At 49.3% G+C, this 18,467-nt stretch carries 11 protein-coding genes; 8 read left to right on the forward strand and 3 right to left on the reverse strand.

The features are described from left to right. Positions 1–168: 168 nt before the first annotated feature. Entirely contained in the window at positions 169–1,857 is a 1,689-nt protein-coding gene (locus AC58VC_RS24185) for an aminotransferase-like domain-containing protein (RefSeq protein ID WP_497372148.1), read from the forward strand. Between the two features lie 77 nt (positions 1,858–1,934). Next, a complete protein-coding gene (locus AC58VC_RS24190) occupies positions 1,935–3,374 on the forward strand; it encodes an NAD-dependent malic enzyme (protein ID WP_497372150.1) in 1,440 nt (479 codons plus the stop codon). Between the two features lie 208 nt (positions 3,375–3,582). Here AC58VC_RS24190 and AC58VC_RS24195 read toward each other — a convergent pair whose 3' ends face one another. Continuing rightward, on the reverse strand, positions 3,583–4,836 hold the full coding sequence (locus tag AC58VC_RS24195) for an MFS transporter (RefSeq protein WP_497372152.1): 1,254 nt from the start codon (positions 4,834–4,836) through the stop codon (positions 3,583–3,585). Between the two features lie 15 nt (positions 4,837–4,851). After that, positions 4,852–5,640, reverse strand: a complete 789-nt coding sequence (gene asd / locus AC58VC_RS24200) for an archaetidylserine decarboxylase (RefSeq protein ID WP_497372154.1) — start codon at positions 5,638–5,640, stop codon at positions 4,852–4,854. Positions 5,641–5,871: 231 nt separating this feature from the next. Here asd and AC58VC_RS24205 point away from each other — a divergent pair, with 231 nt between their 5' ends. Together AC58VC_RS24205 and nagZ are read left to right on the forward strand one after the other, a co-directional pair. After that, entirely contained in the window at positions 5,872–6,159 is a 288-nt protein-coding gene (locus AC58VC_RS24205) for a transposase (protein WP_497372156.1), read from the forward strand. A gap of 101 nt (positions 6,160–6,260) precedes the next feature. Then, positions 6,261–7,529, forward strand: a complete 1,269-nt coding sequence (nagZ, locus tag AC58VC_RS24210; protein ID WP_497372158.1) for a beta-N-acetylhexosaminidase — start codon at positions 6,261–6,263, stop codon at positions 7,527–7,529. Positions 7,530–7,896: 367 nt separating this feature from the next. On the opposite strand, the gene AC58VC_RS24215 is transcribed toward nagZ, so the two are convergent. After that, a complete protein-coding gene (locus tag AC58VC_RS24215; protein WP_497372160.1) occupies positions 7,897–8,997 on the reverse strand; it encodes a YheC/YheD family endospore coat-associated protein in 1,101 nt (366 codons plus the stop codon). 297 nt (positions 8,998–9,294) lie between these two features. On the opposite strand from AC58VC_RS24215, the gene AC58VC_RS24220 reads away from it, so the two are divergent. From AC58VC_RS24220 to AC58VC_RS24235, 4 genes are all read left to right on the forward strand, one after another. Continuing rightward, positions 9,295–10,461, forward strand: coding sequence for a glycosyltransferase family 4 protein (locus AC58VC_RS24220; RefSeq protein ID WP_497372162.1), 1,167 nt, complete (start codon positions 9,295–9,297; stop codon positions 10,459–10,461). Between the two features lie 103 nt (positions 10,462–10,564). Beyond that, positions 10,565–15,301: a WIAG-tail domain gene (locus AC58VC_RS24225; protein WP_497372164.1), complete on the forward strand. Its 4,737-nt coding sequence runs from the start codon at positions 10,565–10,567 to the stop codon at positions 15,299–15,301. A gap of 153 nt (positions 15,302–15,454) precedes the next feature. Further along, on the forward strand, positions 15,455–16,588 hold the full coding sequence (locus AC58VC_RS24230) for a glycosyltransferase family 4 protein (RefSeq protein ID WP_497372166.1): 1,134 nt from the start codon (positions 15,455–15,457) through the stop codon (positions 16,586–16,588). After that, a complete protein-coding gene (locus AC58VC_RS24235) occupies positions 16,585–17,757 on the forward strand; it encodes a glycosyltransferase family 4 protein (RefSeq protein WP_497372168.1) in 1,173 nt (390 codons plus the stop codon). Before AC58VC_RS24230 ends, AC58VC_RS24235 begins: the two co-directional genes overlap by 4 nt. Positions 17,758–18,467: the final 710 nt, after the last annotated feature.

Genomic DNA, 18,467 nt, shown 5'->3' on the forward strand with positions numbered 1-18,467 from the left:
AAGAGAAGAGAAGAGAAGAGAAGAGAAGAGAAGAGAAGAGAAGAGAAGAGAAGAGAAGAGAAGAGAAGAGAAGAGAAGAGAAGAGAAGAGAAGAGAAGAGAAGAGAAGAGAAGAGAGACAAGACAAAAACCAATAGAGGGCAGTAGGAGTTTCAAAGGGGGAGCACGTATGGATTTTCATATACCTTACCATACCTATCAAGCGAAATATGCGAGTAAATATGCGGCTTTGTATCATGCCCTGCATGATAACATACTCGCGAATAAGCTGCTACTAGATACGAAGTTGCCATCAAGTCGTGAATTAGCTGCCTTGTATGGGTTATCGCGGGGGACTGTTAATCAGGTGTACGATATGCTGATTGCTGAGGGTTATTTGCAAGCTGATGTCGGTAGAGGGACTTATGTTGTTTATAATGGGGTGCAGGAGAAGCAGGTACCGTTTGAGGGGAAGGATATTCGGCTTTCGGACTGGGGAACGCGGGTTTGTGAGGCGGATGGGTTAAGGAGAGAGCAAGAGCAAGGGCAAGTGCAAGTGCAAGTGCAAGGGCGAGGGCAGGAGCAGGAGCAGGAGCAGGAGCAAGGGCAGGAGCAAGGGCGGGAGCAAGAGCAGGGGCAAGGGCGGGAGCAAGGGCGGGAGCAAGAGCAGGGGCAAGGGCGGGAGCAAGTGCAAGGGCGAGGGCAGGAGCAGGAGCAAGGGCAGGAGCAAGTGCAAGGTCAAGTGCAAGTGCAAGTGCAAGGGCAAGGTCAAGAGCTAGGGAAAGAGATTGCGTTCGTGATGGGTCGTCCGCACTTGGATGAATTCCCGCGGGAGCTATGGAACCGCGGAATGTACGAGCAGGTGCGGCGGATAACAGAGTCGCCGCAGGTAGAAGCTCACGTCGCCGAGGGGCATTATGCGCTTCGCGAAGCGATCGCACAGCACCTAAGGCGAATACGCGGCATCGAGGCGCCACCAGAGCGCATCGTGATTGTTAACGGGTCGATGCAAGCGATCGCGCTGCTGACCCAAATGCTTGTGAACGAAGGTGATCCCGTCATCCTGGAGCGACCGGGCTACCAAGGCGCCAGCCGCGCTGTGCTGGCAGCTGGCGGAGTGCCCATCCACGCAGCGGTGGATGGGCAAGGGCTTGTCCCGCAGCCGTGGAACGCACGGCTGCTGTTCGTGACACCCAGCCGCCAGTTCCCTACGGGGGCGGTGCTGGGTCTAGAGCGCCGCCAGCAATTGCTGCGCTGGGCGGCAGAGCAGGGCGCTGTCATCGTCGAAGACGACTATGACAGCGAGTTCAGGCACCGCGGGCGGCCGATTGAGCCGCTCAAGGTGCTAGACCAAGAGGGCCGAGTGGTCTACATCGGCACCTTTTCCAAAACGATGCTGCAGGACCTGCGCATCGGATATGTCGTGCTGCCGGAGGCGCTGCACGACGCTTTTGTGGCCGCGAAGCGGCTATACGAGCCGCACCCTTCGGGGCTGCTCGAACAGCGCTCGCTCGCCGCTTTCATGGCGAGCGGCGGCTACGAGCGACACCTGCGCCGCATGCGGCGGGTGTACGCGAGCAAGTTCTTGCTCCTGCAAGCGCTGCTGCAGGAGCAGCTCTCCACCCTCTTCGAGTGGGTGGAGAGTGACGCGGGGCTGCATCAATTCGGCTGGTGGCGGGGGGACCCCCGCACCTATGCCGCTTATGCAGCCGAGTGCCGTAAAGCTGGCATTACGTGGAGCGACGCCAGCTCCTACGGTATCCCCCCGGGGAAGGCCGGGGCATGCTTCGGTTTTGCACATCTCACTGAGCAGGAAATACGCCAAGGCGTCGCTGCCCTGCGACAAGTCTCAGAAAATGTCATAAAATCAACAATATGATTTTGGCAGGATTGACAGAGTATGCTATGATCTAACATGTGGTCAATTAATCATTTTATTGTAGGAGTGATCCCTAAATGGCAGGATTAAATGGTGGAGGCACAAGCGTGATTGTGCGTTTGGAAATACATAAAGAACAGGTCACGTTTGGGAAAATTGCTACAGCCATAGGCGATGCCGGTGGCGATATCGTCGCGGTTGACGTGACGCGAGCCAGTAAAACAACAACAACACGGGATATTACTGTTCAAGTTAGCGATCCAGATCATACCGAAGTGATCGTTAAAGTATTGAAAGGTATTCCTGGTGTACGGTTAATTAACGTATCCGACCAAACGTTCCTTATGCATTTGGGCGGCAAAATTGAAGTCACTCCGAAGATTCCGATTAAAAATCGGGACGATCTGTCCCGTGTATATACGCCGGGAGTCGCTCGTGTTTGTATGGCGATTCATGAAGATCCATCCAAAGCGCACTCATTAACGATCAAACGTAATACAGTTGCCGTCGTTTCTGACGGGACAGCGGTTCTTGGACTTGGCAATATCGGACCGGAAGCAGCTATGCCGGTTATGGAAGGTAAAGCTATGTTGTTCAAGCAAATGGCAGGCGTTGATGCTTTCCCGATTTGCTTAGACACACAAGATACTGAGGAAATCATTCGTACTGTGAAGGCCATCGCACCTGCTTTCGGCGGTATTAATTTAGAGGACATTTCGTCGCCGCGTTGTTTTGAGATTGAAGAACGATTGATTAATGAATTGGATATTCCGGTATTCCATGACGATCAGCACGGAACAGCGGTTGTTATTCTTGCTGGTTTGCTTAACGCAGTTAAGCTGGTGGGCAAACAGTTGGAGTCGTGTAAGGTTGTTATTACGGGCATTGGAGCAGCAGGAATTGCTTGTACAAAAATGCTGTTAGCTGCTGGTGTCACCAACGTCATTGGTGTAGACCGCCAAGGCGCAATCGTGCGCGGAGAAAGCTACACAAATTCCGCATGGGATTGGTATGCGAATAACACGAATCCTTATGAGCTAAAAGGAACTTTGTCCGATGTGATTGCTGGAGCTGATATTTTCATCGGCCTATCTGGTCCAGGCGTTTTGAAGGTAGATGATGTGAAGAAAATGGCGACTGACCCGATCGTATTCGCTATGGCGAACCCGACACCGGAAATCACGCCAGAAGAGGCAGAGCCTTACGTTCGCGTTATGGCAACAGGCCGTTCGGACTATCCGAATCAAATCAATAATGTGCTCTGTTTTCCAGGCATTTTCCGTGGTGTGCTGGATTGCCGCGCTTCCCGGATCACGCAAGAAATGAAACTTGCAGCAGCCAAAGCGATTGCCTCGGTAGTGAATGAAGATGAGCTGAGTGAGTATTACATTATTCCAAGCGTATTCAATCATGCGGTTGTTGAGAAAGTACGCGAAGCGGTCATGGAAGCAGCTTTTGAATCTGGTGTGGCTCGTCGTCGCAGCCAACGCGAGATCCAAGACTCCCATCACGAATAAACATGATGAAAATAGCAGTCCGGTGAAGCTCTTTTGAGGAGTCTACCGGGCTGTTTTTTGTTGTAGGGTCTCGATCAGTAATCTCACGTCATCTGGGTACTTAAATACAGGGGAACTTTATTTGCAAATAATCGTCTACTAGCGCGTCTGCACACAAAAAAACCTTGCACAGCAGCTGTTTCCAGTCTGCTGTGCAAGGTTTTTTGTGTTAGTTCTGTTCCGCTGTCCACTCTCTTAACTTACTGTCAGTAGGAAGAAGGAAGGTTAGAATGCCGAGAAGCGGCAGGAACGCGCATAATTCCATCACACGCGTTGTGCCGATTGCGTCGCATAGATTTCCAAGAACGACACTACCAATACCGCCAAGTCCGAAGGCGAGTCCGGTAATAAGACCGGATACGGTTCCTACTTTGCCAGGGAACAGCATTTGGGCATAGACAACGGTAACGGAGAAGCTGGACAAGAGAATAACACCGATGACGACAAGTAAGACATAAGACCAAGTAATACCAACATGCGGCAGCAGTAATGCGAATGGTGCTGAGCCCAGCATGGAGAAGAAGATGACATTGCGCTTACCGAAGCGGTCTGCGATCGGACCGCCAAAAAATGTTCCCACAGCGCCAGCAGCGAGGAACAAGAAGATGAAGTCCTGCGCACGGTTAATGGACATGCCGTAGTTATCTTGCAGGAAGAAAGCGAAGTAACCGCTCATTGCAGCGCCATACCATGACCTGACGAAAACAAGGAAGATCAATACGTATATGGCGAAAAAGACACGTTTGCGATGAACGGGATTGACAGTCCGCTTCACCGCTGATTTAGGCTTGACTGGGAAGTTAGCAAGCTCGGCTTTGTACCAGCGTGCAATAAACATCTGTACAGCTATCGCAATCGCTGCAACGCCAGTGAACCATATGGACCCGAAGAGTCCAAGCGGTATGAAAATCCATTTGGTCATGACCGGAGCCAAGGATTGGCCGAAGTTACCGCCAACCTGGAAGATGGATTGTGCCAAGCCCTTGCGACCACCGGCAGCCATATGGGATACCCGGGAGCCTTCTGGATGGAAAGCAGCGGAGCCTAGTCCCACAAAGCATACAGACACCAGAACGACCCAATACGAATGAGCGAAGGCTAGCAGCAGCATCCCAGTAAGGGTGGACGCCATGCCAATCGGCAGCATGTAGGGGGAAGGCTTGCGATCGGAATATAAGCCGACTACGGGCTGCATGATAGAAGCCGTGAAATTGATGGCGAACTGTACCCAACCCACTTGGGAGTAGCTTAATCCCATTTCGCTTTTCAAAATTGGGAAGATGGCGGGAATGACAGATTGGATAGAGTCATTCAACAAATGGACAAGGCCGATTGCAAATAGAATCCGATAAACGGTTGGTTTAATATCTCCTGCACCCTGCAAGCTTTTGGATTCGGAAGATGGTGTTGTTATGGCAGCCATGATGCGCTCCTCTCGCTATTTATCTAGGAAACGGCCGAGGTCTTCTCCCATTTTCACTTTGGAACCAAGCTTAAGGTCTGAGCGAGGTTCAAACATATCATCTTCAAAAAGCAGCACAACTGTTGAGCCGAATTCGAAGTAGGCTAGCTCTTGACCGCGCTCCAATGTTTTGGGAAGCGGCTTGACGTACTGAATCGAGCTCACGTTCAGCGCCCCGACTTTAACGACGGCAACTTCACCTGTGTGATGCTGGATGAAGGTGATTAATCGCTCATTGCGACTAAGTACTCGCTTCATGTGGCGAAGACCGAATTCGTTCACCGGATATACTTTGCCGAGCACGTGCTCTTTTTCAAGGATGTCCCCGGAAATCGGAGAATGAATGCGGTGATAATCGGTTGGGCTTAAGTACAAGACGAAATAGAAGCCGTTTTTGTAATTAATTGTGCGGGGCGAGCGGTTAAGCAGCTCCTCGATGGTGTAGTCTTGACCTTTGACATTGACGATTAAGCCATCTTTAATGTCCCCGATCCCTGTAATCATGGCATCAACAGGACTTACGACACGCGTCTCGTCTTCATGAATCGGACGTAAACCCGGCTTTAACCGGCGAGTAAAGAAGTCATTTAAGGATTTGTAATCTTTTAGATGCTTCTCAGCATCTTCAATACGTATACCGTAAGTTTGGGCAAAACGGGGAATGAACATCCGACTTGCTCTGGACCTGGCAAAGGCTCCTGTCACTTGGGATACCCATTTACGTGAGGAGAGCTCGGTTAGCAATTTGAAGAACGGTTTTGACATAGATTAACTCCTGTTCATTCGTGGTTAGGCGGGCTTTTGACCAACGTTCAAGTTTCTTCAAACATCCCTATTAATAGTTCTTCGCTAATCTTGCCACAGAAAGGTAAAAGAATCAATTGTCGAATGAAGAAGAAACGGCAAGATAGGTGGCTAAAAAAATAGTTTGAGGGCTGTTTGAGGTGAAATATGCTTGTCAATGCTGTTAATGAGGTGAACTGGTAAATGTCCATTATGATCGTATTACTTCTGTTTTTGATTCCGGCTTGCATGCTTGTTGGGGCTTGGATGTTCACAGCCTGTCGTATTGGGTTTCATGTACTTGCCTTAGTCAGTGCCTATGTGTTTGGCATCATTTCCGCTATGGCGGTTAATGATATTTTGCAGGATGATACGGTATTTATGACGAATATTCATGCGGTTTTCAACAACCAATTATTCCTTTTAAGCGGAGCCTATTTGGGATGTTATGGCATCTATTTGATGTGGAAATGTCTGTTAACAGAGCTTAGGAAAGAGTAGTCCTGTGTAGCAGCACCAATTTTATCTGTAACTATTTCATTCCGTATATCGTCTAATAGGGAAATCTTAGAATAAAGGCAGGTATTAGAGTGAATCTTATTATGTCTAGATATACCAAGAGTATGATGTGTGCGGCTGCGTTATCTCTCTTTTTAATGGGCTGTGCATCTTCCCCAAAGGGTAACACGCCGTCAGCTGCGCCTGTTTCGCCGGCGCCAACGCCTTCCGCATCTGCCCCGGCAGCTACACCAGTCCCTACGGTTGCACCGACTCCAACGCCAACTCCTTCAAGTCCTACTGCAGGCATGTCGCTGGACGAAAAGCTCGGACAGATGATCTTGGCTGGCATCGATGGATACAGCGTGAATGCCAATACCCAAGCGTTGATTTCAACGTACCACGTGGGCGGCATTATTTTATATAAGCCAAATGTCAAAGATTCAAGCCAACTAGTTTCCTTAGTTAATGAACTGAAGCAAAAGAATGCCAAAAATAAGCAGCCGCTCTGGATCGGTGTGGACGAAGAGGGAGGAAGGGTAACGCGACTGCCGGATGAGCTCCAGAAAACGCCAACAAATCAGGAGATTGGCAAGACGAATAACAAAACGTATGCCTATAACATCGGCAACTTGATTGGTTCAGAGCTTCGAGCGTATGGCTTGAACGTTGACTTCGCTCCTGTGCTGGATATTAACAGCAATCCGAAAAATCCAGTGATCGGTGATCGCTCATTTGGTGCAAACGCTGCTGTAGTCAATGCTATGGGCATTCAAGAAATGAAGGGGCTGCGAGATCAGCAGATCACGTCAGTCGTTAAGCATTTCCCGGGGCATGGCGATACATCTGTCGATTCGCATGTAGGGCTGCCTGTGGTTCAAAATGATTTGGACAGATTGCGTAAGCTTGAATTACTCCCATTCGCGGAAGCTTTCAAACAAGAAGCAGATGCTGTGATGGTTGCCCATATTTTGCTGCCCAAAGTGGACGGGCAGAACCCGGCATCGATGTCGAAGAAGATCATGACGGACTTGCTGCGCAAGGAGATGGGCTTCCAAGGCGTGATCATGACCGATGATATGACGATGGGAGCTATTGAACAAAACTACGATATCGGCGCTTCAGCTGTAAAATCAGTTTTGGCTGGAGCTAATGTCATCATGGTTGGACATGACTACAATAAGGTTGTCAAGGTCATTGAGGCGCTGCGACAAGCTGTACAAGACAAGCAGATTCCGATGGAAACGATTGATCAGAGCGTGGCGAGAATTCAGAAGTTGAAGCAAAAGTATAAGCTGAAGGATGAGAGCGTCGGTGCGGTTGATGTAGCCGCCCTCAATCAAGCTGTGAAGCAAGTGCTAAGCACGAAGTAGCACAACTAAAAAGGAGTGCCCCTCAGTCATATTATGACTCTTGGGGAACTCTTTTTGATTTTGGGGGAGGAGCGGGACCAAAGTGGTGTCATTTTGAGCGTTGGGCAGATGGAGAGTTCGAGAGTTCGAGAGGTGGAGAACTAGAGGAACTAGAGGAACTAGAGGAACTAGAGGGCGCTATTTGTGCTAAATGGGCCAATTTGCTGTTTTAGTGGAACTACAGGATCCTATTTGCTCGAATTTGCCATCAAGGAGCCTGAAATCGGGGGAATAGCGGATCCTAGTTCCCTCCGATTTTCCAAAAGGCTGTTTTGAGATGAAATAGCAGACTATAGTTCCCATTACAGGGATAGGGGCAGTTGTCGGGCTAATAAACCGGGGTACCACCATCCAACAAATATTTGGCATAAGCCATCGGATTATAGTAGGTAGCCTTCCATACTTCCAGCATGTTAGCTTCGCGGAAACTATACCGCTGATCCTTGCCGTTGCATTCAATGAATAAAGGATAGCCATCCTTGGTGATACCGATATCAAGTCCGAGATCGGCCAAATGCGGCAAATGCATGCTTAGAAACTTCGCTACTTGAAGGGCAAACTCTGAAATTTGCTCACACACGGCGCGGGAATTCAGAGACGGATAGTCGGCCGCCAAAATTTCCGTCAATGTTTTCACTTGGCCGCCTTGTGCCACATTGGTCAAGAACAGCTTGCGTGAAGCGACTTTGGCGACGATTCCCGTCACACACCAATCGCCGCGGGCTCCGCGCTGCACGGATACTCGCAAGTCGAAGGGGCGGCTGTCGTGGGTAGCCAAAGGCAAGCGCTGCTGCACGAGATAGGCGCGGCTTTGGATTTTGCGCCGCAGGGTTAAAGGCAGTTGTTTGCGAAAGTTGACCTGCCGCCAGACTTTATTGCTGATTCTAAGTGTCGCGGGATAAACAAGCTGCCAGCCCGTGGGGGTTCGATCCATTTTCATAACACCGCGCCCGATGCTAGAGTTCGTTGGTTTGATAATGATAGAGTCGTAGGCACTCATCATGACTTTCATGTTTTTGAGGGTGGCGGGGAAGGTGCCTGGCAAATGGGGTCTAATGGTTTCATCGAGCAGCAATATTTCGTGAATTTGCAGCTTACTGTACCGATTCCATCGGTTAAAAACGTGAATGCCATGCTGTGTCCAGGTTTCCAACTCCTGATCCGAACCATGGTCCAAGTAAATGGCCCGGTTATGAATGATCTTGGGCAAGGCAATCCATTCACGCAGATATCGAGCTCCTCTTTGCACGTAGGCATGAACTCTCATCGTATGGATGTGAACATCTTGCATGCGGAAATAGCAAGGGGTAATGCCAAATTCTCTGCCGGCGTCACTGTAAAAATGGATGGCTTCATATTTTGTGTTCCCTAGGGGAATGCCTGCGTATAAGGAATCGTTCACTAATATACCCACGTAGGGATTTACCATCTACTTCACTCCTTAGAGTTTTTCGCCAGAAAAACTGGCATCGAAAGCATACGCTTAGAGTTTTTCGCCAGAAAAACTGGCATCGAAAGCATACGCTTAGAGTTTTTCGCCAGAAAAACTGGCATCGGAACTGGCTTGCCAAAACACCGCGACGCGATAGAGGCTCCCTTACAGCTTATGGAAAAGCAGTGCAGCTTGTTTGTACGGATGCTGATACTTTTGCTTCAGTAGAGGGCAGATGCCCAAACTTTGCCTGTATATCCGCATATGTATAGAAGAAGGAAGGGGGAATGACATGTGAGCCAGAGACCTATGCGTGTTGTCATTGTTACGCCAGGTTCTTTTCCCATCCCCTCAGGAAAAAGCTCTTCGGTTGAGCAGGTTGTCCAGAAAACGGCCGAGAAGCTCGTCAAATTTATGCCCGTGTGTGTTCTGGGGAGAAGAACATCGTATCAACCAAGAAGTGAAGTGCGGGATGGATGTACGTATATAAGGGTTCCTTACGGGGGCTCACGTTCCTATATTTCCGCCATCTCTCGGCAAATCGCCATACGAAAGCCTGGCATCATCCAGGTTGAGAATCGACCGCATTTCGTGCTCTACCTGCGCAAACGTTTTCCAAGATGCTTGATTAGTCTGGTGCTGCATTCAAAAGTATTTATTTCGTTGCCTTATATCTCGCAGAAATATTTGAAGGTATGCCTAGCCGCGGCGGATGTCGTTATCGTCAACAGTGATTATCTGAAACAGGCGGTGCAGGCGAAAGTGCCGTCTGCTGCACATAAAATCGTGACGCAGCATTTGGGCGTAGACGTTTCCAAATTTACGTCAAGGTGGTCCCCAGAGGGGAGTGAATCCCGCGCCAAAAAGATGCAAGAGCTCGGCTATGAGAACCGGAAAATCATTCTTTTTGTAGGACGGTTTATCCCAAGAAAAGGGGTGCACCATCTACTTAAAGCGATGAAAACCGTGATTCAAATTGAGCCGAATGCGGTCTTAATTCTAGTAGGCGGTGCCTTCTATGGCTCTAAGAGATTGACGGCTTATGTGAAAAGATTGTACCGGGAAGGGAGCAAGATGCCACAGAATGTGAAGTTTGTCCCGTACACATCGCACGCCGATATCCCGAAATGGTATCATCTTGCGGACGTTGTCGCCGTGCCTTCCGAGGAGGGAGAGGCTTTTGGACTTGTAAACATTGAGGCTATGGCTTCTGGAGTACCCGTCGTAGCAACAAACTCAGGCGGGATTGGCGAGGTTATTAAGAATGGGACGGTCGGGTATTTAGTTGATCTGGATAAGATTGAGGCGGATCTGCCCCTTTATTTATTGCGCCTTCTGGCAGATGAAGAGCTGAGACGAGCCATGGGGGAACAAGGTATTCACCGGGTCGAGCAATTGTTCACATGGGATAAGGCGGCAGAGATGCGGTATGACTTATATAAGCATAAATTGGAGAGGTAACCATTTATCTGGGTGTCCGCACATTTTTCAGGGCTAACGTACATCTCTGATTGAGCTTGAATATGTTACAAATGACCAATTTATGTGGAATGGAGAGGAGTCTATGAGTAAGCGTAAGAGCAACAGAGCAAGGCCTTATGTGCAAAAAGTGAACTCCCGAACGAATGAGTTGAAATGGCTCGATGATAACGAACAGCCTTCACCTGCTCCGGTTAAGCAGGAGAAAGCGGAAACAAGTCCAAAGGTTGCACAGGTGGAAGTAAGTATACCTCCCAAAACAACACCTGCGAAAAGTGTGATTGTTGAGACGACCAAAGTGAGTAAACCCACATCGGTGGTAAGTGTATCACAGGCTCCAGTGCCTGCGCCTCCATTGCTGCTGCTTTCTGAACGTAAAACAGGCAAATTCGTAAATCCCGTAGTTTACACAGATGATATCGTGGAAGAAGCGATAACATGGGAGAAAATCGCCAGTCGTTCGGTTGACGAAAGTAAAATCAAGCCGCAAAGCATCGGGACCAAAGTTATTAAGGATTTTGCGGTCGATCAGTCTAAACTAGCGTCAGCTAGCGTGACTCGTGATAAAATCGCCGGTCACAGCATTTATGATGAACATATCGCTCCACACAGCATTTCCGGTGATAAAATGCAGGATCAATCGATCCCCGGAAGTAAACTGCTGGATAACAGCATTACGGCGGATAAGCTCGCCGATCAAACGATTGACTCCATTAAGCTGGCGGACGGCTCCATTCTGTCGCAGCATTTATCCGAGTTAGTTATTACGAATGAGCTGATTGATGACCAGTCGATTACAGCTGAGAAAATACGCAGCAGTGCAGTGCAAGCCAAACATATCGCCAATTACAGCATCGACACCGCCAAGCTAATGGACGCAGCCATTACGACGGATAAGTTAAGAGATCAAGCCGTCACCGAAGAAAAAATTGCGAATGAGAGCATTTGCTCCGTTCATATCCAGTCTAAAGTCATTTTTAACGAACATTTGGCAGATGGAAGCATCCAGAGTCGGAGTATTGCGCCAGGTCAGATTGAAGCCATTCACATCGCTGATGGCGCAATCGATGGTTATCACCTGGAAAGTCATGTTATCACTGAGGATAAAATCGCTCCTGCATCGGTCACAGAGGAAAAACTGGCTAATCAAGCGGTTACGAATCATAAGATCGCCCCTTTGTCGATTGAAGCTAAGCATATCGTGAAGTCTTCGATCCGCACGGAGCATCTGGCAGATGGTTCCATCCAAACCACGCATCTTGCTTCCGGCGTGATACAATCCGTGCATCTGGCAGAAGGAGCCGTACACACCAAGCTGATTCAGGATGGCTCCATCACATCAGCCAAACTAGCAGCAAATGCGGTTGAGGATAAACATATTCTCCCGAAGGCGATTCAAATCGGGCATCTCGCCGACGATGTTATCTCTAATGCAAAGCTGCAGGATGAATCCATTACCTCTTCGAAGCTGGTGGAAGGCTCGATTGAAGGCAAACATATCCAGCAACAGGCAATTCAGAGCGGACATCTCGCTAATAACAGCATTTCAAATGCAAAGCTGCAGGATGAGTCGATCACTTCCTCGAAGCTGGTTGAAGCCACCGTTGAGGGCAAACATATCCGGCAGCAAGTGATTCAAAACTGGCATTTGGCTGATAACATTGTCTCTAGCTCGAAACTGCAAAATCAGTCCATTACATCAAGCCATTTAACGGAGAATATCATTGAGGAAAGGCACATAAGCGAGGGTGCAATCACGCAGCTTCATTTGGCCGATGGGATCGTTTCGTCCGCCAAACTGGAAGAGGGAGCTGTGACGACAGATCTACTAGCAGCTGGCAGTGTGGATACATCGAAGCTGAAGCAGCACAGCGTGACCTCTGATAAGCTTGCGGCAAGTTCAATCACAGCTGAGCATTTGCACCAAGGCATCGTGGCCAGCGAGCATTTGGCCGAAGGGGCGGTACTTGGGATACACGTTTCGCCAGGAACAATTGGAACTACACACTTGCTAGATGCAGCCGTTACCAGTGAGAAGCTGGGCTTGGGCGTTATCCGTTCGGAGCATATCGGGAGTGGTGTGATTGGCGCTGAACTGATCGGGGAATCTGCGATTGAACGTGATCACATTGCGGAAGAGGCGGTTACGACTCAGCATTTGCAGGATCAAACGATCACAACAAGCAAAATCGCTGAAGAAGCTGTGACCGGTACGAAAATTGCTTCCATGAGCATTGAAACTCGTCATCTGCAAGAAAATAGTATTGATGGCAGCCACGTTAAGCCTGGGTCGATTTCGTCCCAGCACCTGGCGCAAGGTTCGATTACTCTTAATATTTTTGCTGACAGGAGCTTGGATGGAACGAAGTTAATGGAGCAATCCATTACTGGAGAAACCCTTGCGAAAGGGGCAGTCACCGACGATAAGCTGGCGAATAGCGCAGTCGGCGCGCAGCATCTGCAGCCTGGAGCGATCTCGGCGAGGGCTTTGCAGGAGCAAGCCGTAACGACTGGCAAACTAGGCGAGCAAGCCGTTATAGAAGCTAAACTGGCTGACTCCAGCGTAACGGGTCGCAAAATCGCTAGTAAATCTGTCCACAGCGAGCATATTGTTGACGGTGCAATCACTGCTGCGAAGCTGGCCAATGAGAGCATCCATGGCAGCAAACTGGTAGCTGGTGCGCTCAGCTCAAGGCATTTGGCTGATGGCGCGATCAGCAGCGCGAAGCTGGCTGCACGGGCGATTGACAGCGAGCATATTGCTGACGGAGCTGTGACCAGCACGAAGCTGGCGAAGGAAAGCGTGGATAGCGCTAAGCTGACAGCGGGTGCTGTGACTGGCGATAAGCTGGCTGATGGCGCAGTTAGCGGAGCGAAACTCGGACTTGGCGTTATCGCAAGTGAGCATCTGGCAGCTGGTGCGGTCGAGAACGACAACCTTGCGGCAAATTCCGTAGATGGCACGAAATTGAGTCTTGGTGCGATTAGCAACTATCATCTTGCGGATAGCTCGGTGTATGGTGCGAAGCTCGCGACAGGCAGTGTGGACAGCAGCAAGTTGACCGCAGGCGCTGTGAATCATGAGCACATCGTAGATGGAGCGATTGATGGCATCAAGCTTGCGAAAGGCAGCGTAGATGGCAGCAAGGTGGTTCCAAACGCCATTCAACGGGAGCATTTGGCGGACAGTGTCATTGACTCCACGAAGCTCGCTGAAGGGGCTGTACTTCGAAGTCATCTAGTTGCAGGGATTGTTGATGCGTCAAAGCTGGCAGACAGCAGTGTAGTTAGCTCTAAGCTGGCAGTCGGTGCTGTAAAAACAGATCACCTGGTTGACGGAGTGATCAGCGGAGCGAAGTTGGCACCTGGCAGCGTGGACAGCAGCAAGCTGGTGTCTGGTGCAGTGAACAGCGATCACATCGCACAAGGTGCAGTGAACGGCAGCAAGCTGGCGGCACTCAGCGTGGACGGCAGCAAACTTGTGGAAAACGCTGTGAACAGCGAGCACCTAAGTGCTAGCTCAGTGACTAGCGCGAAGCTGGCAACGGGCAGTGTGGATGGCAGCAAGCTGGTAGCTGGTGCGGTGAGCAACTATCATCTCGCAGACGGCGTAGTGGATGCGGTGAAGCTGGCATCCGGCAGTGTCGATGGCAGCAAGCTGACAGCTGGCTCCGTGAATGGCAGCCATATCGTAGATGGTGCGATTGACAGCGGCAAGCTGGCTGCGAACAGTGTAGACAGCAGTAAATTGTCCCCTGGCGCAGTCACAGGAGATCATTTGGCTGACGGTGCATTGTTTGGCGCGAAACTGGCGGCGGGCAGTATTGACGGCAGCAAATTAGCCCCGAACGCGATCATCGGCTATCATTTATCCGCCGGCAGCGTGGACGGCAGCAAACTAGCAGCTGGCTGCGTAAGCAGCGAGCATCTTGCAGAAGGTGCTTTAGATGGCAGCAAGCTCCAAGCAAGCAGTATCGATGGCAGCAAGTTGACAACTGGCGCAGTGAGTAGCAGTCATATCGCGGATGGCGCGATCGACAGCAGTAAACTGGCTGTGAATAGCGTAGACAGCAGTAAGTTAGCACTTGGCTCAGTAACGGGAGACCACTTGGCAGACGGCGCACTCAGTGGCTCGAAGCTGGCGGCAGGCAGCATAGATGGCAGCATTCTGGCAGCAGGCTCGGTAAGCAGCGAGCATCTGGCAGCGGGTGCACTAGATGGCGCCAAGCTCAGAGCAAACAGTATCGATGGCAGCAAGCTGGCTCCTGGCTCGATTAGCGCTTTCCATCTTGGAGCAGGCAGCATCGACAGTTCCAAACTGGCGAATAGCAGTGTGGATAGCGGCAAGCTGGCGCCAAGCAGTGTAGACGGCAGCAAGTTGGTTTTTGGCGCCATTAGCAGCTTCCATCTGTCGCCAAACAGTGTGGACAGCAGTAAAATCATCGCTGGCGCTGTTCATGGGGAACATCTGGCTGAAGGGGCAGTCGAAGGTACAAAGCTGGCAGCTGGCAGTGTGGATGAAAGCAAGCTTAGCTTTAATACTGTGCATGTTCCTGTGGCGAAGCAGACGGCTTTGCAACAATTCGGGCTAGTTCCTTTTGAATTAAAAGTGCAGGACGAAATCGTCGAAGTTACGTTACTCTTTGATGAACCGTATGCTGATGTTAACTATGTAATCACAGCGACAACAAGTCATCCTTCGTGTTATGCCGTTATCAAACAAAAACAAACGAATTCAGCGCAAATGATCATTGTGCGTTCCCGTTTTTCACCAGATGCGTACGGGATTATTAACTGGATTTCCATAGGAACAAAAGGGTAATGACTTCCTTGATAAGGATTGCGTCTAATAGGCGTGATCCTTTTTTGTGTAATTCGCGGAGCTTTTTTTGGATATGTACAATCATTTATGCGTCTTGAAGAATAGGATAGAGAATAACCCTAAATGGCATTCGTCTACGAAAGGAGGACTTTCATGAAAATTGCCTTAATCTGCCCGGATTCTCTGCCGTGTCCACCGATCAAAAGCGGAGCGATTGAGTTATTGATTGATCGCATGGCTCCCTACTTAAGCAAATTGGGTCACTCGGTTACGGTTTTTTCGATACAGGATCCCTCGCTTAGCAATGATGAACGGATGAATGGTGTGAGATTTATTCGATATGACCAATCCAGTTATTTCAATGATGTGCTGAGCTTCTGTGAAAAACGATTATTTGACGTAGTTCAATTATTTAATAGACCGAATTGGGTTGAAGAAATGAAGAGAGCCGTTCCGACTACCCGTGTTTATTTATCGCTTCACAACTTATTAATCAATCACGAAATTCAGGATCAGGCTGCACGTCACGCTTTCGAATTAGCTGACCATCTCATTACCGTCAGTAAATTCGTTGCACAGGACATTATCAAAGCCATTCCTACAGTCAGCAGCAAAATCACTACGCTCTATACGGGAGAAGATCCTAAGCGATTTACGCCTCATTTCACCATGGAAGGTAAAAAGATTGCCGATAAGTTAAAGAGAGAGTTGGGTATCCCGCCTGGCTACCATGTCGTCCTCTTTGTCGGCAGGCTGCTCCCCAAAAAAGGGTGTCATCATCTGATTAATGCCATGAGGCTCGTTATCAGAAAGTGTCCGAAAACAGCACTAGTGATCATAGGGAGTAAGTGGTATGGTGACCGGACCATTAGCAATTATGTCACGAAGCTTCGAAGAAGAGCTTTGTCTGTGTCCTCTTTTATCTATTTTACCAATTTTATACCGGTAGACAGGCTCCCTAACTATTATACGATGAGCGATGTGCTTGTTTGTCCATCCCAGTGGCAGGAGCCGCTCGCAAGAGTTCAGTATGAAGCTATGGCAGCCGGCATACCGATCATCAGCTCGAATCGAGGGGGAAATCCCGAGGTTGTTTCGAATGAGAGAAACGGTTATATCATTGATCTCTATAGAGAACCAGAAGCTTATGCTCAGGCCATCATCATGTTATTAAGCAACCGCGAGAAACGCATCAGAATAGGACGCGAGAACAGGAAGTTGATTACGGATCGTTACAATTTTGAGAAGTATGCGCAGAGGCTATCGAGTCTATATCAGACCACATGAAGCCGTATACGATTGGAGTGAACAGGGTGAAAATTGCTTTAGTTTGTACGGAAATGCTAACCGTTCCTTCCATCAGGGGAGGAGCCATTCAAATTTTCATCGATGGCGTTATTCCCTATTTAAGTGAGAATCATGAAATAACGGTATTTTGCATAAAAGATAATGACCTTCGCAACCGAGAGGTAGTAAAAGGTGTGACGTATATTCGGGTTGAGAAAAATAATTATCACATAAATGTTGCCAACGAGTTGAAAAAGTTGAGGGCTAACAATCGGACTTTTGATGTTATTCATGTGTTTAACCGGCCTTTATATGTGCCTTTTATCAATCAAGCTATGCCCGGGAGCAGAGTCGTTCTGAGCTGCCATAATGAGATGTTTCGCAAAGAGAAACTGCCGGACGATAAAGGACGCAATGTGGTTAAAATAGCCCACAACATCATGTCCATCTCCAACTACATTGGAAAAACGATCGTGGACCGTTTCCCTGAAGCAGCAAGTAAAGTGAAAACGGTGTACTCTGGCATCAATCTGGAGCAGTACAAACCCATATGGCGTGAAGATGCTCAGGCGGAAAGAAAGGCATTGCGCAAAAAATACGGCGTCGACAACAAAAAAGTTGTGTTGTTCGTTGGACGGCTTTCCGCCAACAAAGGGGCGGATGTTCTGCTGCAGGCCATGCAGCGAGTCATCAAAAAGCATGACGATGCGGTGCTGGTCATTGTCGGAAGCAAATGGTTCAGTGATAACCGGGTCGACGATTATATATCAAATTTGCGAAGGCTTGGCGATTCGCTGGGGAAAGACAGAGTTGTGTTCACAAACTTTGTGTCTCCAAGCAAGATTCCCTCCATCTATCTGCTGGGGGATGTGTTCGTCTGCAGCTCCCAGTGGCAGGAGCCGCTGGCTAGAGTACACTACGAGGCCATGGGAGCGGGCCTCCCGATCATTACGACAAATCGCGGGGGAAATGCCGAGATCATAACGAACCATAAGAATGGTATCGTCATAAGCGCCTATACCGATCCGTGGGCATTCGCCAACTCGATCAGCCACATTTTCACGGATCCTGCGAAAGCGAATGAATTAGGCAGGGCTGGCCGCAAATTTGTGGAAGGCGACTATGGGTTCCAGCATGTTGCCAAGCGATTGCAAGAATTGTATGTATGAGGGTGAAAACAGCAGCATATGTGTAGTGTGAAGGCCAACTATGAGGTTGGCCTTTTTGGGTTGGCGGTAGTGGGACAGCTTATGGAGGTACACGGGCCGAAGGTGCGCAAGTAGCTGGGTAAAGCGGGGGGAGAAGCAGAGGCAGAGGCGGAAGCAGTGGCTGGGGTTCCGGCTCAGATGAGTCGGAGGTTGTAGCACGGGAGGGGAACTATGATCCGTTATTTCTATACAACGGGCGGATATTCCGCCAATTACATAGAAATAACGCCCTGTAGTTCCCCAAGATTTGTAGAACGGGCCTGAGTGGCGCAAATAGCGTCCTCAGGTTCCTCAATGCGCCGCACGCAGCTAAGATAAATGGAAAAACTACCGTTAATTTGCGCTGCTCAGTGGCAAGGAACGAAATAACGGGAAAAGCTCCAGCTAAATCGTGGGCTGACGACGTGATGTAGGTATATTCGGCAATATTAACCCCAGAAATTCCAGTTAATTAGGAAAAAGTAGAACATTTGCAGTAAATAGCAGGAGGAATCAGGAGGAATCGGCGCTAACTACAAGTGATCCAGATAATCCGCCTAGCGTGGCCAGTTCGGCCAAGGCGCATGAACCTTCATGCCGTAGGAAAAGAAGCTATCCCAAAAGTCATCAAATGACCGAGGGATAGCTTCTTTGTTGAACTTTTAAGACCGCATGCTTATGCCAGCGACCCT

This window comes from Paenibacillus sp. J22R67 (assembly GCF_059692175.1).

Excerpts from the sequence above, each read along its gene's own strand:
- AC58VC_RS24185 (WP_497372148.1), top strand. The coding sequence starts at position 169 with ATGGATTTTCATATACCTTACCATACCTATCAAGCGAAATATGCGAGT.
- AC58VC_RS24190 (WP_497372150.1), top strand. The coding sequence starts at position 1,935 with ATGGCAGGATTAAATGGTGGAGGCACAAGCGTGATTGTGCGTTTGGAA.
- asd (WP_497372154.1), bottom strand. The coding sequence starts at position 5,640 with ATGTCAAAACCGTTCTTCAAATTGCTAACCGAGCTCTCCTCACGTAAA.
- AC58VC_RS24230 (WP_497372166.1), top strand. The coding sequence starts at position 15,455 with ATGAAAATTGCCTTAATCTGCCCGGATTCTCTGCCGTGTCCACCGATC.
- AC58VC_RS24195 (WP_497372152.1), bottom strand. The coding sequence starts at position 4,836 with ATGGCTGCCATAACAACACCATCTTCCGAATCCAAAAGCTTGCAGGGT.
- AC58VC_RS24225 (WP_497372164.1), top strand. The coding sequence starts at position 10,565 with ATGAGTAAGCGTAAGAGCAACAGAGCAAGGCCTTATGTGCAAAAAGTG.
- nagZ (WP_497372158.1), top strand. The coding sequence starts at position 6,261 with ATGTCTAGATATACCAAGAGTATGATGTGTGCGGCTGCGTTATCTCTC.
- AC58VC_RS24205 (WP_497372156.1), top strand. The coding sequence starts at position 5,872 with ATGATCGTATTACTTCTGTTTTTGATTCCGGCTTGCATGCTTGTTGGG.
- AC58VC_RS24235 (WP_497372168.1), top strand. The coding sequence starts at position 16,585 with ATGAAGCCGTATACGATTGGAGTGAACAGGGTGAAAATTGCTTTAGTT.
- AC58VC_RS24215 (WP_497372160.1), bottom strand. The coding sequence starts at position 8,997 with ATGGTAAATCCCTACGTGGGTATATTAGTGAACGATTCCTTATACGCA.